Below are 14,964 nucleotides of genomic sequence, written 5' to 3' on the forward strand. Positions count from 1 at the left end.
GGCACTGTGCAGCGAGAAGTAGATTTCGACAAGCTAAAATACCTATTTTTCGTTGATCGCCTGCGTCAACTGCCCGATGAGGCCTGAAATCTGCTGGTCCTCAGGTCTCAGTCGCGCTAGGACCTCCGCGTGTTTCAGCGCCTCGGGCAAGCGTCGAAGCTTGAGACTGTATTGCAATGCCAGGCCTATGATGTCGGCGTCTTTACCCGCTGCCCAACCATCGAGCCTGTCCAATGCCTCCCCCGTCCGGCCAGCCGAATCGAGAGCGACGGCAAAGGTCGTTTTGTACTGGGAGTTCTGCGGATCGAGCCGCACGGCCTCTTCGAGTTCCGTAATAGCATCGGTCAATGCCTGTTTCCGCACCAGAGACAACGCATGGCCGTAGCGCAGATCCGCGCGTTCGGGCGCCATGGCGATCGCTTCGGCATAAGTCTGCTCCGACCTATCCTTCTGGCCGGAAGCGCGGTAGAACTCGGCGAGATTAACGCGCATTCCCTCCAGTGTCGGATCGAGCGAAATCGCCCGCCGGAACGCGGCTTCGGCCTCGGCCGTACGCTGCCGGGCGAACAGGAAGAAGCCGTAATTGCTTTGTGTTTCCGCGACGTCGGCGTTCGCCTCGACGTAGGCGCGCAGGTCCGCGACAGCGGCTTCGAAATTGCCTTGCTGATCGCCAAAGAGGTGGGGAGGAGTGCCGGCGAGTGCGTTGGCGGCAGCAACGCGGACCGCGCGCGTTTGATCGCCGAGCAGATTGCCGACCGCCTCCAGCCTGCGTTCAGGCGGTATGTTGCCCGCCGCTTCCGCAGCGCCGAGCCTGACGAGCGGATCTGCATCGACTGCGGCAGTGCGGATGTCGGTGGTGATATCCATGCCGTCGATGCCACTCATTGCGGCGATGGCGCTGCCCCTGACAATTCCCGCCTGGTCCTGATCGCTGACAAGCGTGCGCAAAGCCTCTATCGCGGCCTCATCGCCGTTCGCAGCTCCGGCGAAGGCATGGGCGATCGACGGGCGTTTGCGCCACTGCGTCCCGTACCATTTGTCCATTGTCTCGGCTGCCCAATCATTCGTTCTGCCGACATGGCAGGTCGTGCACGCATTCGGCGTTCCAAGCGTTGCCGACAGGTCCGGCCGGGGGATGACGAAGGAGTGGTCGCGGCGCGGGTCGACCTTCATGTAGGTGCGTTCCGGCATATGGCAGTTGGCGCATTGCGCTCCGGTCGAACCGGCCTGATGGCGGGTATGGGCGGGAGTGTCGAACAGCCCACTTGGATCCTGCCGGACGAAGCGCTCCGGCTTCCTTTCGGTGTGGCATTGCGTGCACAGCGCATTGCCCTCGGCCTTAAGCCCGGCCTCGTGCGGCCGATGACAGTCGAGACAGGTCACGCCCGCCCTTGCCATCTTGCTTTGCTGAAACGAGCCATACTCGAAGACCTCGTCAAGGATCTGCCCGTCGGGGAAATAGAGATCCTGCCGGAGCAGGGCAGGGGAGAAATAGTCGAGAAAGGGCTTTCCCGGCTGGTAGCCGTTCAGCAGCTTGGTGCGCCTGGCATGGCAGGCAAAGCAGATGCCCGCATCGACTTTCGGCAGACCGATATCCGGTATCGAGGATGAGAGATTGCCCGATTGCGCCGAAGCGACGTGCTTGGCTCCGGGGCCGTGACAGGACTGACAGCCGATGCTGGTGGCGACGTAGCTCGACTTGTATTCGTTCGTCTGCGGTTGAAACTTCGCCTGGGGATCGGTCGAATGACAATCGATGCAGGTGCGGTTCCAGCGATAGAAAGGACCTGTCCAATGATAGGTCGATCCGGGCTTGGTCGGGGTGCCGTCGCCGAGCCAGAACCACTGCCCTTTGGCCGTATCCCAGGCAATATCGAGCGCCTGCAGCCGTCCGCCTCCGATGTCGACGAGGTATTGCTGCAGGGGCTCGTAGGCAAAGGTATATTTGACTTTGAACTCGGCCTGGCCGCCGTCCGCTCCTTCGGTGTTGACGAAGAAGTGGCCATCGCGGCGGGTGAGGGTCGTGACGACGCCGTCATGATCGAACCTGGTATTGTCGAATTTGCCGCGCACCGTTTCGTCGTCGGCCAATGCCATGGCCTTTGCATGGTGGGACTTCGAAAAGGCCGCGGCCTGATCGGCGTGGCAGGATGTGCACGTCCTTTCATCCACGAAGCCCTCATGGATCGATATCTGCGGGTCGGCCCTGGATGTCGAGATGTCGTCAGTCGCAAGGCTGCGCCCGGCAGGCGCGAGCAACAGGAAAAGCAGGACAGCTATTCGTCCCACTGCTGCTGGCCGAACAGATGCTGCCACTCAATCGCTCCCTGTTGACGTTTTAGAAGGTCGGGGTCGCCATTGTTCAAACTTCTGGCGTGAGGCGCATTCCTAATCCTTGAAAACTTGTTTCCAGTCAGCCTTCATATCGACGACGGTCCAGCCGGTGATTGCGGCCGCATCGAGCGCCTTGTCGAGGCGGCCGAATTCGGTATCGCGGTCGTAGGCATATTCACGCTCCGCATCGGTGTGATGAATCAGCACGCCGAGTCTGGCCGGGGCGCCTGCCATGGTCGTCCATTGCAGCATTTGGAAATCTCCGTCGGAATTGCCGAAGGCGGCAATCGGCCGCCGGCCGATCTGCTGGTTGATCCCGACGGGTTTGCCGGCCTTGTCGTCGATGAAGTTGACTTCGGGGAGGCGGTAGAGGGTTGGCATGTCGTCCTGCATCCTGAACTCGGTCTTGATCGACGAGCCGATTACCTGCTCGGGCGGGACGCCGTAGACTTTTTCCGCCCATGGCCGCATGAACTCTATGCCTCCGCCTGAAACGATGAAGGTCTTGAAACCGTTGGCGCGGAGATAGGCGAGAAGCTCGACCATCGGCTGATAGACGAGTTCTGTGTAAGGCCGCTTGAATTTTGGGTCACGGGCCGCCGCCAGCCAATCGGTGACGATCTTCTGGAAATCGCTGCTGGTCATTCCGGCATGCGTGGTCATGATGAGCTCGACGAGGCCCTTTTCGCCCGACGCCGCAAGCGTCTTCATGTCGCCGTCAAGCACAGCCTTGAATGGCTGCGTCTCCTTCCATTCCGGATGCTGCGGAGCAAGCGTCTTCACGCGGTCCAAAGCGAAGGCCAATTGGACGTACATGGGATGCTCCACCCACAGGGTACCGTCATTGTCGAATACGGCAATCCGTTCGGTTTCCGGGACGAAGTCGGGCGATCCCTGGCCAGTGACCTTTTCGACGAAAGAGACGATGGCAACCTTCGAAGCTGTATCGTTCCAGGAGGGCAAAGGATCGCTTTGAGAGAATGCAGAAGTGGCATGAACCAGTGCGACACCGAGCGCAATGATCATCAGGCAGATCAATCGCGGCGCCGAGCGGACAAAAGACATCGGTCATCCTCCGGGGTTGGCAACAGGGAGAAAAAGAATACGGGCGGCGGCCCCTCGCAGAGCCGCCGCTCTTCGGTCAGTTCCCGGTCGGGAGGGTGAGCGTCACACCTTCCTTGGCGAGCTGATCACGCACCCACTGAAAGCGCTCGTAGTTCGAGAGCGTGATCGGACCCGTGTAGCCGACGCTTTGCATCTTTCTCGGAGGATACTTGACGTAGGTCGCCATGATTTTCTGGAGTTCTTCGCCCATGACAACGCCCATCCATGTACGTTCGGTGAAGTTGTTCATGAAAATGTCGTAGCGTTCCTGCGGATCCTGCCAGAGGTCGAACACCTGGGGAACCGTTGCCACGTATTTGTCCGGGCCTTTCCAGCCGAGATTGGAATCGACTGCCAGTCCGCCGGTCTGCGCTCCGTCGTCGCCGCGAAGATTGAACGCAAACTTGTAGTTATTGACCCTGATGGCACCTGGCGACAGCTCATTTTCGGTGAAATAGAACCAGGATTTCCGTTCCGATTTCCCCGTGCCGAGGAGGATCGGCGACATGTCGTAGCTGTCGAAAATGATCGGCTTGTTTTCGCGGTCCTCGGTCGGAAGGGGGACCGCGCCGACGGCAGCGAATGTTGCCATCAGATCGAGACCGCCGACGATGTCGTGGTTCTTGGTGCGGGGTTTGATCTTACCCGGCCAGACGGCGATCGCAGGGACGCGATTGCCGCCCTCGCGCAACGTACCCTTCGTGCCACGAAACGGCGTGTACCCAGCGTCCGGATAGACGTCCTGCCAGGCGCCATTGTCCGTGGTGTAGAAGACCAGTGTGTTCCGGTCCATTCCGGTTTCCCGCAATTTGTCCATGATCCGGCCGATACGGGTGTCCAGTTCCACGATCGAGTCGGCATACTTGCTCTTCGACAGTGACTTGTGCTCGAATTCCGGCGCCGGCATATTTGGCTGGTGCACCTTCATGAAGTTCACGTTGATATAGAAGGGCTCATCCGGCTTCTTTGCGGCTTCGTCGAGAAATTCGACGGCTGCCTTTTCGACATAGCTGTCGAAGTAGGGGATGCCGACGACGCCTTCCTTGCCGTCGATAATCGGGGTGTCGACATATTGACCGTTGACCTTGAAATCTTCAGTGACAGGTCCCCCGGCCTTGCCGGAAAGCGCGCCCTTCGTCACCCTTTGGAACATCTCCCGCAGCTTCGGATCCATATCCGGAAACCAGGTCGGATCAGCGTAGGTGTAGGCGTTGAGATGGTAGAGACCGGCATATTTCATCTCGTCGTAGCCCTGTGCGGTCGGCAGCGCGTAGTCCGCCTCGCCAAGATGCCACTTGCCCGTGAAGTAGGTGTGATATCCGCCGCGCTTCAGCACTGATCCCAATGTCCATTCGGCCGCCGGAAGGCCGCCGCCCTGACCCTGAAACGCCACCGTGGTCATGCCGCTGCGGTTCGGAATGCGCCCGGTCTGCATGGCCGCACGCCCAGGTGTGCAGCTTGGCTGCGCGTAAAAGGAAAAGAAGGTCATGCCTTCGTCGGCGAGCTTGTCGATGTTTGGGGTCGGCATCCCGCGACCTTCACCGCCGCCATAGGGGCCGAGATCGCCGTAGCCGGTATCGTCCGACACGATGAACAGGATGTTGGGCTTTCGTTGGGAGTCCTGCGCTTGCAGGGGCGAGGCCGCACACCAGAGAATGGTGGATGAAGCCAAGGCTCCGATGCAGCGGACAAGGATTCTGCCGTTCATGTCAAATCCCTCCATTGGAGTCCGGTTGATGACGGTGTCGCTCGCGGCAAAGGCCTGCGATCGCCTGCGTCAGCTCAAACGGGCTGCTTTGAAAATGACGATCCTGCCGGAGCTGCCTCCGGTGGGGTTTGCGAAGCCGACGGCATCTCTGCCGCGGCGTGCTGGACCTTAGCCAATACGGTCTTCGCCCGATATTGTACTTTGGGGAATCCTTCTCACAGTAAGCAATCGAAAGTAGTGATGCGCAGATGACGGCGCAGCGAGAAGCTGTTATTGTCGCACGGCTTTGGGGGGAAAGCGGATGGGCTTGGGCGAATGGTCAGGTCGATTGTGCTGCACTGCCTTTTTGTTGGCGGTGGTCGCCCTGAGTGTGCCCAGTCGCCATGTCGCAGCCTCCGACACCTCGATTGCCATCGTCGACCGGGTTCCCCGCGTGCTCGTCCTCTATCCCTATGATGAGAGGATCGCGGCGACGACCGCTGCCGGAGAGGCGCTGCGGAGCCGTTTGCTGGAGGCGACAAACGGCAAGATCGACTTGTTTTCAGAGTTCCTGGATCTTTCGCGGTTTCCGGAAGGCGACCATGTCGCGCGCATGGCACGGTATCTCGGCGAGAAATACGCGTCGCGCCGTCCGGACGTGGTTGTGGCCCTCGGCAAGGAATCGGCGAGCTTCGTAACCGCGAACCGCGGCACGATAGCGCCTGGCGCAAAGATCGTCGCTGCCGGTTTCGGCACAGCCACCGCCGAGAAGATCAGCTTGCCGGATGACGTGATCGGAGCCTTCACGACATTCGACATTCTGAAGACCGCCGAGATGGCCCGCAGCCTGCAGCCCAATGCGCGCCACCTCTACATTGTCGGCGGTTCGTCCGACTTCGACCGCGGCTGGCTGACGACGGCCCGCGCGGCTCTCGAGCAGTTCTCGAAATCCTACGAGACGACCTATCTGGAAGATTTGACGATCGACGAATTCGCCGAGCGGGCATCCCGAGTGCCGCCCGACAGCATCATCCTGGCATTGACGGTGTTTAAGGATCGGGCAGGGCGCAATTTCGTTCCGCGCGACGCGATCGGTCAGATCGCTGCGACCGCCAGCGCGCCTGTCTACGGCCCCTACGAGACTTACATCGATCATGGCGTCGTCGGGGGCAACACCGTCACATTCGAAGCGCTGGGCCGGACCGTCGGCGACCTCGTCATCGATGCGATTGCCGGCAAGCCGGTGTCGGATCTCGAAGCGCCGCAGACCTACATTGCCGATGCCCGGCAACTCCAGCGCTGGGGGCTTGCCGAAAAGGATCTGCCACCGGGCACGATCCAGATGCACAAGGAGAGGAGCCTCTGGGCGGAACATTCGGTCGTGTTGGTAGCGGGGGGTGGCCTCGTGCTGGCGCAGGCCAGCATCATCTCGGTGCTTCTGCTCGAGCGGAGGCGCCGCCGCGACGCCGAGCGCAGCTCGCGTCTGCATTTACTCGAAGCCGTTCATCTCAACCAGTCCGCGACAGCCGGCGCATTGTCCTCGTCGATCGCTCACGAACTGAACCAGCCCCTCTCGGCCATTCGCAACAATGCCGAGGCAGCGTCGGTGCTGCTTCGAAGCGAGAACCCGGATCACGAACTGATCCAGCAGATTCTTCTCGACATCCAGGAGGACGATCAGCGCGCAGGCGACATTATCAGCCGGATGAGAGGATTGCTCAAGAAGAGAGACGAGATCGATTGGCAGGAGTTTGACCTGAACGATGTCACGTCGAGCGCGATCCACATCATTCACGGCGAGGCGGAACGACGCGGAATCAAGCTGACATCGAACCAACTGCCCGGCGGGCTGCCGGTGCGTGCCGACAAAGTTCATGTGCAGCAGGTCATCCTCAACCTGGCGATCAACGCGATGGATTCCATGCTGGACGCCGTCCCGGCCGGGAGAACGCTCACCTTTGCAACGGAACTGGCGAACGAGAAGGCGGAACTGCGGGTCTCCGATACCGGCGACGGTATTCCCAGAGAGAGACTGAATAACATCTTCGAGCCATTCTACACCACCAAGAAAGCAGGCACGGGCCTCGGGCTCTCCATAGCCCGCGCCATTGTCGAGACCTATGGCGGCACCATCCGTGCCGACAACCGCCCGGAAGGCGGCGCGGTCTTTCGTGTGGCCCTGCCGCTTGCCCGCCGACAGGAGCGATCGAGATGAAACCGGTTATCCATATCGTCGATGACGATAAATCCTACCGGACGGCGACCGCAAGGCTGCTTTCCGCACATGGTCTGAGGGTCGAAGTCTATGAATCCGGAGATCAGTTTCTCGCCGGCCTTTCGGCTTGCGAGCCGGGCTGCGTTCTCCTCGACCTGCAGATGCCCGGCCAGTCCGGCCTGCACATACAACGCCGCCTGTGCGAGCTGGCACCGCACTTGCCGGTCGTGTTCCTCACAGGGGAAGGAGACATAAAGGCAAGCGTCGAGGCGATGAAGACGGGTGCCAAGGATTTTCTGGAGAAGGGATCGACCGCGGCGACATTGATGGAGGCGATCGATCGGGCGCTTGTCCAATACGAAAGGCAGCGGGTCGGTCACGACCGTCTTCAAGCTCAGCAGGCCCTGGTGGCGGGCCTCAGCCCGCGCGAAGCCGAAGTGTTCCAACTCGTCATTCGCGGCCGTCTCAACAAGCAGATCGCTTATGCACTCGGCATCTCGGAGCGGACGGTGAAGGTGCATCGCCATCAGGTCATGGAAAAGCTCGGCGTACGCTCGCTGGCCGAGGCGGTGTCGATCGCCGCTAATATCGGTCTCATCGACCAGGATACGGCATCGCCGGTGGGGTGATCGGGCTCCTTCCCCTTAGGACAATATCAATCGGCTTCCAAGCGGCCTAATTTGACCGGCAACCGTTAGTCTCTCATATCTTCGAAAGAGGGGGCATGAGGTGGAGAACCTTCGCCGCACGGTCGCTGTCGTCGACGATGACGCAAGCCTGCGGCGCAGCCTGGGGCGGCTGCTCAACGCCTACGGTTTTCTGGCCATGGAGTTTGCATCCGCCGAGGCCTTTCTCGCTCGCGATCCCAAAACGGCGATAGACTGCCTTGTCCTTGATATCGACCTCGGTGGCATGTCCGGTATCGATCTGCAACGCAGGCTGAAGGCCGAGGGGACAACCCTTCCGGTGATTTTCATCACGGCACTGGAAACCGCCTCCGTGAAGGCAGAGGCGGAAAAGGTGGGATGCGTTGCTTATCTGCAGAAGCAGTTTTCCGGAGCCGCGCTGATTGCGGCCATCAACAAGGCGTTGGGATTGTGACCTGATAGGGCCGAAGACCATGCGCGCTCGAAGAACGACGGTCGGCGTTGCATCGGCAGCAGTCCTTTGCCGGACCGCGACCGATTCAGGGCGATCACCATCTCGCCAATGGCGTTGATGAAGCATAATCGCTGGCCTCGCCAACCGAAAAACTCCTCTCGGGAGCGCCTTGATGGCAGTAAGGCCTTGAATCCTCGTTCTGCATTGCCAATCTGGCGAGGACCGACATTATTATAAGGGAGGTTCTACGGCAGGCATGAGTGAGGTTCAACGACGGGGATTCTTGGCGAGGCTCAATGCATATGAGCCGCTGACACTGATCATGGTGGCATCGATCGCCGGTGGACTGTTCGTGCTCCAGCGGCTGACGAGCGAAGTCCTGGAGGGTGAGACATTCCGCTTCGACAAGGCGATCCTGTTGGCTTTGCGACGGCCGGGCGAACTTGCCGTGCCGATTGGGCCTGGCTGGCTGACGCATGCCGTCGACGATATCACCAGCCTCGGCGGCATCACCGTTCTCTCGCTAATGACCGTTCTCGTTACCGTCTATCTTCTGCTCGACCGGCGCTGGCCGATCGCGATCTTTGTCTTTTCCTCCGTGCTGACCGGCTGGCTCGCGAGCACGCTCCTGAAGATCCTCGTCGCTCGGCAGCGCCCCGATATCGTGCCGCACCTGGTCGAGGTGAGCGATCTCAGTTTTCCCTCCGGACATGCGATGGTCTCGGCAGTGACCTATCTGACGCTGGGCGCGCTGCTGGCGCGAACGCAGCGTTACCAGTCGACACGAATTTTCGTTATGGGCACCGGCGTCTTTCTCGCCGTCATCATCGGTTTGAGTCGGATCTATCTCGGTGTCCATTACCCCACTGACGTCTTGGCAGGATGGTGCGCCGGCGCGCTCTGGGCGCTCGGCTGCTGGCTGATTTCGAAGCGGTTCGTTCCGAGCCGCGTGCCAGATGATGTTGCGGAAGCGGGAAAACAGTAAGAAAAGTAACGCCGGTACGTGATTCCCCGGCATAGCGGACAAGCACCATGACGACTTTGACAACGATCACCTCGACGGTCACGGCCGCGTTTCTCGGCTCCTTCGTCGAGGTCGTTGAAGCCTTCACCATCATCCTCGCCGTCGGCGTCACGCAGAGCTGGCGTCCGGCCTTCATCGGCACCGGTCTTGCGCTTGCCCTTCTCGCCCTTCTCGTGCTGGCGCTCGGTCCGCTGCTCGGCCTTATTCCGATCGAGCTGATGCAGTTCGTGATCGGGACGCTGCTCGTTCTTTTCGGCCTGCGCTGGTTGCGCAAGGCGATCCTGCGGGCTTCGGGCTTCATCGCGCTGCACGACGAGGAGAGGGCGTTCGCGGCCGAGACCGATAGCCTGCGGCGCCAATCCGCCGAGCGCCGTGCCAATTTCCTGGCGGGGACCGCGGCTTTCAAGGCCGTGCTGCTGGAGGGGATCGAAGTGGTGTTCATCGTCATCGCCACCGGCGCCGGGCACGGCATGATCGGCTATGCCAGCCTCGGTGCGGCCGCAGCCTGCCTGCTGGTACTCGTCATCGGCATCTTCGTGCACAAACCGCTCTCTGCGGTTCCGGAAAACAGCCTGAAATTCGTCGTCGGCCTGTTGCTCAGCGCCTTCGGCATATTCTGGGTCGGCGAGGGGGTGGGCGCCGACTGGCCGGGCGCCGACCTTTCGCTTCTGGCGATCCTTGCCGTGCTCGCCGTCTTTTCCTTCGCTGCCGTCCGGATGCTGCGCCAGTATTTCAATACCCGCGCCGAGGTCACCGCGTGATGAATATTCTTACCATCGCGCTCAAGGAACTCTTCGGCATGTTCATCGACGACGGCGCCCTGGCGCTGTTGGCGCTGCTGCTAATCGCCGCCGTCGCCGTTCTGGTGAAATTCGTCCACGTCGATGCGCTGCTTGTTGCCGTTCTTTTTCTGCTCGCCTGCCTGCTGATCCTTGCCGAGAGCCTGGCGCGCGCGGCACGGAAGAAGTTTCAGCGGAAATAGTCTACAGCGCCGCGCGTCTGGGACAGCTATTGCGGCACTTTGAACAGGTGGCGGATACGCGTCACCAGCGAACTCACCGAGCGGCCATGCAACGTCGCGCCCTCGGCCGCGAAGGAATGCTGACCGGTCTCGATCCGGTGTGCGAGGGTGGCGGCAAGCTCTTCCGCGATGGCGGGTCGGTCGTGCAGCAGCGGCGTCAGGCTTGCCTGGGCAATCTCGTAGACAACGACGAAGGTCAGCGCCCGCAGGCTGGCGGCCTCGCCGACGCCAATCAGCAGTCCGCTTTCGCCGAAATAATCGCCCGGCGCCAGCCGGCCGAGTTCGATTTCCTTGTGGCCTTCCTGCCGTGTCGCGATGAGCGCACCGCTGCGCACGATCATCAGCGATGCAACCGTATCGCCCTGTTCGATGAGGATGGCATCCTTCTTGAAGGTCCGCCGCGTCATCGAGGCCGCGAGCGTTTCCTTCTCGTCCTCGGTCAGTGAGGAAAACAACGGGATGGCGTCGAGAAGCTTGAGCGGCGTCGGCCGGTGCGGCCTCATCACCTCTTCCGACTGCAACTGGTCGGGCGGAGGGCCTGCGGCGTCGAGCGGTCGTGCCAAGATGAGGCCGGCGGCCTTGATATGGCGGTAAATGAGATCGAATATCTCGTTCTTTGCCGGTCCCGTCTGGCCGATATCCCTGACGCGGAAGGAGAGTTCCAGCTCCACTGCATCCGATGTCAGCGATTTTATCTGAACGCCGGGTTTCGGCTCGGCCAGGATCGAGTCGCTGCTCAATAGCACGGCGCGCATGACGTCGATGATCGCCGACGGCCCGATCGTCGGCACGACGCGGACCGTCAGCGTCGCGCCGTGACTTCGGTCGGGACTGCTGAGATTGGTCAGCCCGACCTTGGCCAGAAAACTGTTGGGCAAGATGACGAGGTCGTTGGAGCCGTTCAGCAGATGGGTGGAGCGCCAGTTGGTTTCGACGACACGGCCTTCAATGCCGTCATTCAGGACGATCCAGTCGCCGATCGTATAGGGCCGGCCGAGATTGAGCGCGATGCCGGAAAAGACGTCGCTCAGGGTGCTTTGCATCGCCAGGCCGAGGATGACGGCAAGGACGCCTGATGTGGCGATCAGCGTGCCGACGGGAAAGCTGAAGACATAGGCGACCACCGAGAGAATCGCGCCGAGGTAGATCAGGCCGATGACCAGATCCTGAACGAGGCGTCCTTCGCGTGGTTGACGCTCGAAGATCAGGAAGACGCGGACGAAGGCGATCAACGCCCAGGCGGCATTGATCCACCAGACCACCTTGGCAAGGGCGATGAAGACGCGTTCGAAGGTCGAAGCCGGCGCCGGCCCGACTTCGTAGGGTACGATGTCGTGATAGAGCAGCAGGACGGTCAGCGCCGCGAAGAAGAACACCTGGCCGGCGAGCTTCCAGCTTGGGAAGGGCCGAAGGGCTATTCGGGTGATCACCGCGCCGACCACGGCCAGCGTCCCGGCCTGGACGACAGGATCGGCAAGCACTCCGGACCATGTGAGATTATCGAGCATCGTCTACCCACTTGAGCGCTTACAGCGCCGCGCGTCTCTTCAGACGGGCGGCGCTGTAACACATTCAATCCTCGCATCGGCTTTCCCGAAAATCGAGTCCGATCTTCGCGCCGACGCGTTAGCTGCGCGGCTTCAGATTTTCTGGGTCATAGATCGGCTTGTAGCCGACGCCGACGACCTCCACCGGATAGCTCTCGGCAAAATACTCGACATTCAACTTGCGTCCGACCTGGCAATGCGACCAGGGCAGATAGGCGAAGGCAATGTTCTTGCCGACCGTCGGGCCATAGGCGATCGAGGTCGTGTAGGACCGGCGGCCGAGCTCGTCGACCAGAACCTCTCCCGTGGCGAGATCGACAACCGGCAGGTTTCCGACGGGATAACGCTTCACGCCCGACTTGTCGGTATTCTCGGTCATCACAAGCGTGCAGAGCATGGCCGGCTGGTGCTCACGCGACTTGTATTCCAGATGTTTTGCCTTGCCGCGGAAATCGGCTTCCTTGACCTTCGGACGGGCGAGATCGGCTTCGATCAGGTTGTACTGGGTCAGGAGATCGGCGTTCTGCAGGCGCAGGCTCTTTTCCATGCGGCGCGAGTTCGCATAGGTCTCGACGCCGAAAGCCATCACGCCGGTCGCGCGCAGCGCATCCCAGACGGCGAGGCCGTCTTCGTACTTCATGTGCAGTTCCCAACCCTGCTCGCCGACATAAGAGATGCGGAAGGCGGTGACGGGTCTACCTGCGATTTCGATCGGTTTGATCGCCGCAAAGGCGAAGTTTTCCTGATCGAGCCCTGCCGGATCGGCCACAGCCTTCTTCAGCGTGTCGCGCGCGTTCGGACCCCAGATGCCGATCGTCACGAATTTTTCCGAGACGTCGGTGATGATCACGTCAAGGCCGCGATCTTCGGCGACGCGCTTCATGTAGTGCAAGTCGCGCGGGCCGGCATCGGCACCGTTGACGAGACGGCAGCGGTCGGCCATGCGGAAGATAGTGAAGTCAGCGCGCACCATGCCTTCGTCGTCGAGGAAGTGGGTGTAAACGCCCTTGCCGATGTTTGCGTCGCCGCCGATCTTGGCGGCGCAAAGCCATTCCATCAGTTCGACATGGTCAGGTCCCTCGATATCGACCATGTGGAAGTGGCTGAGGTTGACGATGCCGCAGTCCTCGCTCATCGCCAGATGCTCGGCATTCGATACGCGCCAGAAATGGCGGCTATCCCATTCATTCTCGCGAACCGGGACGCGGTCGGCGTATTTCTCCAGAAGGTGCTCGTTGGCGGCGTAGCCATGCGCACGCTCCCAGCCGCCAAGTTCCATGAAGTAGCCGCCAAGCTCCTTTTCGCGCTCGTAGAAGGGCGAGCGTTTGGCGTTGCGGCCGGATGCATAGGGTTCGCGGGTGTGAACAGCCGGGAAATAGATCTTCTGGGCGGCTTCGAAGCAGCGGCCCTCGATGAACTCTTCCGTCAACTGATGCGGATAGAAGCGGGCGTAGTCGATGCTGTTGTGATCGATTTCAGTACGGCCATCGGTCATCCAGTCGGCGATCAGCTTGCCGTAGCCCGGGCCGTCTTTGACCCAGATGGCAACGCAATACCACAGGCCGCGCACCTTCTGGCTCTCGCCGCAGGAGGCGCCGCCGCCGGCGGAAACTTGCAGCAGGCCGTTGAAGGAGTGACCTTCGTTATAGCCGAGTTCGCCGAGGATCGGCGTCAGTTCCATGGCGCGTTCGAGCGGCTCGATGATCTGTTCCATTTCGAGATCACGCTGCGAGGGCGAAAGGCGCGCTTCGTGTTTTTCGAGAAGATCGCGCGGATGGCACATGCGCGGATTGGTGGCTTCGTAGTAGCCCCACTCGATCTGACCGCCCTCCGTCGTCGCCGGGTCGCCGGTATCGCGCATATAGGCCGAGTTGCCCTGGTCGCGCAGCAGCGGGAAGCCGATTTCCTTGCCGGTGCCTTCAAATTCGTTATAGGGACCGAAGAATGTGAGCGGGTGGTCAACCGGCATGACCGGCAGGTCTTCGCCGACCATCTCCGCGATCAGGCGCCCCCAAAGGCCGGCACAGACGATGACGTGGTCGGCCATGATGGTGCCGCGATGGGTGACGACGCCCTTGATGCGGCCGCCTTCGATGATCAGCGACTTCGCCGGCGTGTTGCCGAATACCTTGAGCTTGCCGGCCTTTTCGGCGGCATCGACCAGCTTGCCGGCAACGGTCTGCGAGCGCGGAATGACGAGGCCAGCATCCGGATCGAAAAGGCCGCCCATCACCTGATCTTCCTCGATCAGCGGGAACTTCTCCTTGATCTCGGAGGGGCTGACATACTGGGCGCGCGTGCCGAAAGCGCGTGCCGAGGATAGCTTGCGCTTGATTTCCTCCATCCAGGCATGGTCGCCGGTGCGCGCCAATTCGAGGCCGCCGATGCGGGCGTAATGGCCCATCTTCTCGTAGAAATCGATCGAATATTGCGTGGTCCAGACGGACAGGTAGTCGTGGCTGGTGGTGTAACAGAAGTCCGAGGCATGGGCTGTCGAGCCGATATCCGTCGGTATGCCCGACTTATCGATGCCGACGATATCGTCCCATCCCCGCTCGACGAGATGATGCGCGATGGAGGCGCCGACGATACCGCCGAGCCCGATGATGACGACCTTCGCCTTTTCCGGAAATGCTGCCACGTGCTGTTCCTTCTACTTATCGCACGAATTAAAATACCCTAGCTGCGCTTGACGTACGCTTCGCGCGCGAGATGCAGCAGCCATGCCAGCCTCGTAAGGAGTGTCACATTTGCCGAAGCCGCGGAACCCCCAGACCGCTCCGTATGGCAGCTGCGATGAGGGTATTATGCATAAGGCTCATGATCGTCATTGGTCCTACGCCGCCTAGTACCGGCGTAATTGCGCCAGCCCGCATCGAGGCGGCGAGGCAACCGCCAAGCAGCGCCGGCACTGCTGCGATCCATTCCGCA

General features: G+C 61.0%; 12 protein-coding genes. 6 read left to right on the forward strand and 6 right to left on the reverse strand.

Annotated elements, in window-relative coordinates; genetic code table 11:
* Window positions 1-42 precede the first annotated feature (42 nt).
* The 3 genes from N2A41_RS30280 to N2A41_RS30290 all read right to left on the reverse strand — a co-directional run bounded on the left by N2A41_RS30280 (window position 43) and on the right by N2A41_RS30290 (window position 5,146).
* On the reverse strand, window positions 43-2,316 hold the full coding sequence (locus tag N2A41_RS30280; protein WP_260111959.1) for a multiheme c-type cytochrome: 2,274 nt from the start codon (window positions 2,314-2,316) through the stop codon (window positions 43-45).
* A 72-nt stretch (window positions 2,317-2,388) separates the two neighbouring features.
* The gene (locus N2A41_RS30285; protein ID WP_260112006.1) at window positions 2,389-3,360 is read right to left on the reverse strand and encodes an HAD family hydrolase; all 972 of its coding nucleotides are present in this window, start codon (window positions 3,358-3,360) and stop codon (window positions 2,389-2,391) included.
* A 115-nt stretch (window positions 3,361-3,475) separates the two neighbouring features.
* The gene (locus N2A41_RS30290; RefSeq protein ID WP_170260532.1) at window positions 3,476-5,146 is read right to left on the reverse strand and encodes an arylsulfatase; all 1,671 of its coding nucleotides are present in this window, start codon (window positions 5,144-5,146) and stop codon (window positions 3,476-3,478) included.
* Window positions 5,147-5,447: 301 nt separating this feature from the next.
* Here N2A41_RS30290 and N2A41_RS30295 point away from each other — a divergent pair, with 301 nt between their 5' ends.
* The 6 genes from N2A41_RS30295 (at window position 5,448) to N2A41_RS30320 (ending at window position 10,447) form a co-directional block, all read left to right on the forward strand.
* Window positions 5,448-7,340 carry a sensor histidine kinase gene (locus N2A41_RS30295; protein WP_260111960.1) on the forward strand — a complete coding sequence of 631 codons (1,893 nt, stop codon included), beginning with the start codon at window positions 5,448-5,450 and terminating at the stop codon, window positions 7,338-7,340.
* Window positions 7,337-7,969 carry a response regulator transcription factor gene (locus tag N2A41_RS30300; RefSeq protein ID WP_170256506.1) on the forward strand — a complete coding sequence of 211 codons (633 nt, stop codon included), beginning with the start codon at window positions 7,337-7,339 and terminating at the stop codon, window positions 7,967-7,969. The genes N2A41_RS30295 and N2A41_RS30300 overlap by 4 nt, the downstream gene beginning before the upstream one ends.
* Before the next feature lie 100 nt (window positions 7,970-8,069).
* Entirely contained in the window at window positions 8,070-8,441 is a 372-nt protein-coding gene (locus N2A41_RS30305; RefSeq protein WP_017968280.1) for a response regulator transcription factor, read from the forward strand.
* A 256-nt stretch (window positions 8,442-8,697) separates the two neighbouring features.
* Window positions 8,698-9,426: a phosphatase PAP2 family protein gene (locus N2A41_RS30310; RefSeq protein ID WP_260111961.1), complete on the forward strand. Its 729-nt coding sequence runs from the start codon at window positions 8,698-8,700 to the stop codon at window positions 9,424-9,426.
* A gap of 47 nt (window positions 9,427-9,473) precedes the next feature.
* Window positions 9,474-10,226 (forward strand): COG4280 domain-containing protein, encoded by a 753-nt coding sequence (locus tag N2A41_RS30315; RefSeq protein WP_162115241.1) that lies wholly within the window; start codon window positions 9,474-9,476, stop codon window positions 10,224-10,226.
* Complete coding sequence (locus tag N2A41_RS30320) at window positions 10,223-10,447, forward strand: hypothetical protein (protein ID WP_017968283.1); 225 nt, start codon at window positions 10,223-10,225, stop codon at window positions 10,445-10,447. The genes N2A41_RS30315 and N2A41_RS30320 overlap by 4 nt, the downstream gene beginning before the upstream one ends.
* Window positions 10,448-10,473: 26 nt before the next feature.
* Here the strand turns inward: N2A41_RS30320 and N2A41_RS30325 are convergent, their stop codons facing one another.
* From N2A41_RS30325 to N2A41_RS30335, 3 genes are all read right to left on the reverse strand, one after another.
* On the reverse strand, window positions 10,474-11,994 hold the full coding sequence (locus tag N2A41_RS30325) for a mechanosensitive ion channel family protein (protein WP_017968284.1): 1,521 nt from the start codon (window positions 11,992-11,994) through the stop codon (window positions 10,474-10,476).
* A gap of 118 nt (window positions 11,995-12,112) precedes the next feature.
* Complete coding sequence (locus N2A41_RS30330) at window positions 12,113-14,674, reverse strand: GcvT family protein (RefSeq protein WP_260111962.1); 2,562 nt, start codon at window positions 14,672-14,674, stop codon at window positions 12,113-12,115.
* A gap of 103 nt (window positions 14,675-14,777) precedes the next feature.
* Window positions 14,778-14,909, reverse strand: coding sequence for a hypothetical protein (locus tag N2A41_RS30335; protein ID WP_441005729.1), 132 nt, complete (start codon window positions 14,907-14,909; stop codon window positions 14,778-14,780).
* Window positions 14,910-14,964 lie beyond the last annotated feature (55 nt).

Source organism: Rhizobium sp. SRDI969 (genome assembly GCF_025152725.1).
Lineage (GTDB): Bacteria > Pseudomonadota > Alphaproteobacteria > Rhizobiales > Rhizobiaceae > Rhizobium > Rhizobium leguminosarum_I.

What these genes read in the sequence shown, in the direction of transcription:
- N2A41_RS30290 (WP_170260532.1), bottom strand. Translation starts at nt 5,146, where the DNA reads ATGAACGGCAGAATCCTTGTCCGCTGCATCGGAGCCTTGGCTTCATCC.
- N2A41_RS30335 (WP_441005729.1), bottom strand. Translation starts at nt 14,909, where the DNA reads ATGCGGGCTGGCGCAATTACGCCGGTACTAGGCGGCGTAGGACCAATG.
- N2A41_RS30325 (WP_017968284.1), bottom strand. Translation starts at nt 11,994, where the DNA reads ATGCTCGATAATCTCACATGGTCCGGAGTGCTTGCCGATCCTGTCGTC.
- N2A41_RS30295 (WP_260111960.1), top strand. Translation starts at nt 5,448, where the DNA reads ATGGGCTTGGGCGAATGGTCAGGTCGATTGTGCTGCACTGCCTTTTTG.
- N2A41_RS30310 (WP_260111961.1), top strand. Translation starts at nt 8,698, where the DNA reads ATGAGTGAGGTTCAACGACGGGGATTCTTGGCGAGGCTCAATGCATAT.
- N2A41_RS30315 (WP_162115241.1), top strand. Translation starts at nt 9,474, where the DNA reads ATGACGACTTTGACAACGATCACCTCGACGGTCACGGCCGCGTTTCTC.
- N2A41_RS30285 (WP_260112006.1), bottom strand. Translation starts at nt 3,360, where the DNA reads ATGATCATTGCGCTCGGTGTCGCACTGGTTCATGCCACTTCTGCATTC.
- N2A41_RS30300 (WP_170256506.1), top strand. Translation starts at nt 7,337, where the DNA reads ATGAAACCGGTTATCCATATCGTCGATGACGATAAATCCTACCGGACG.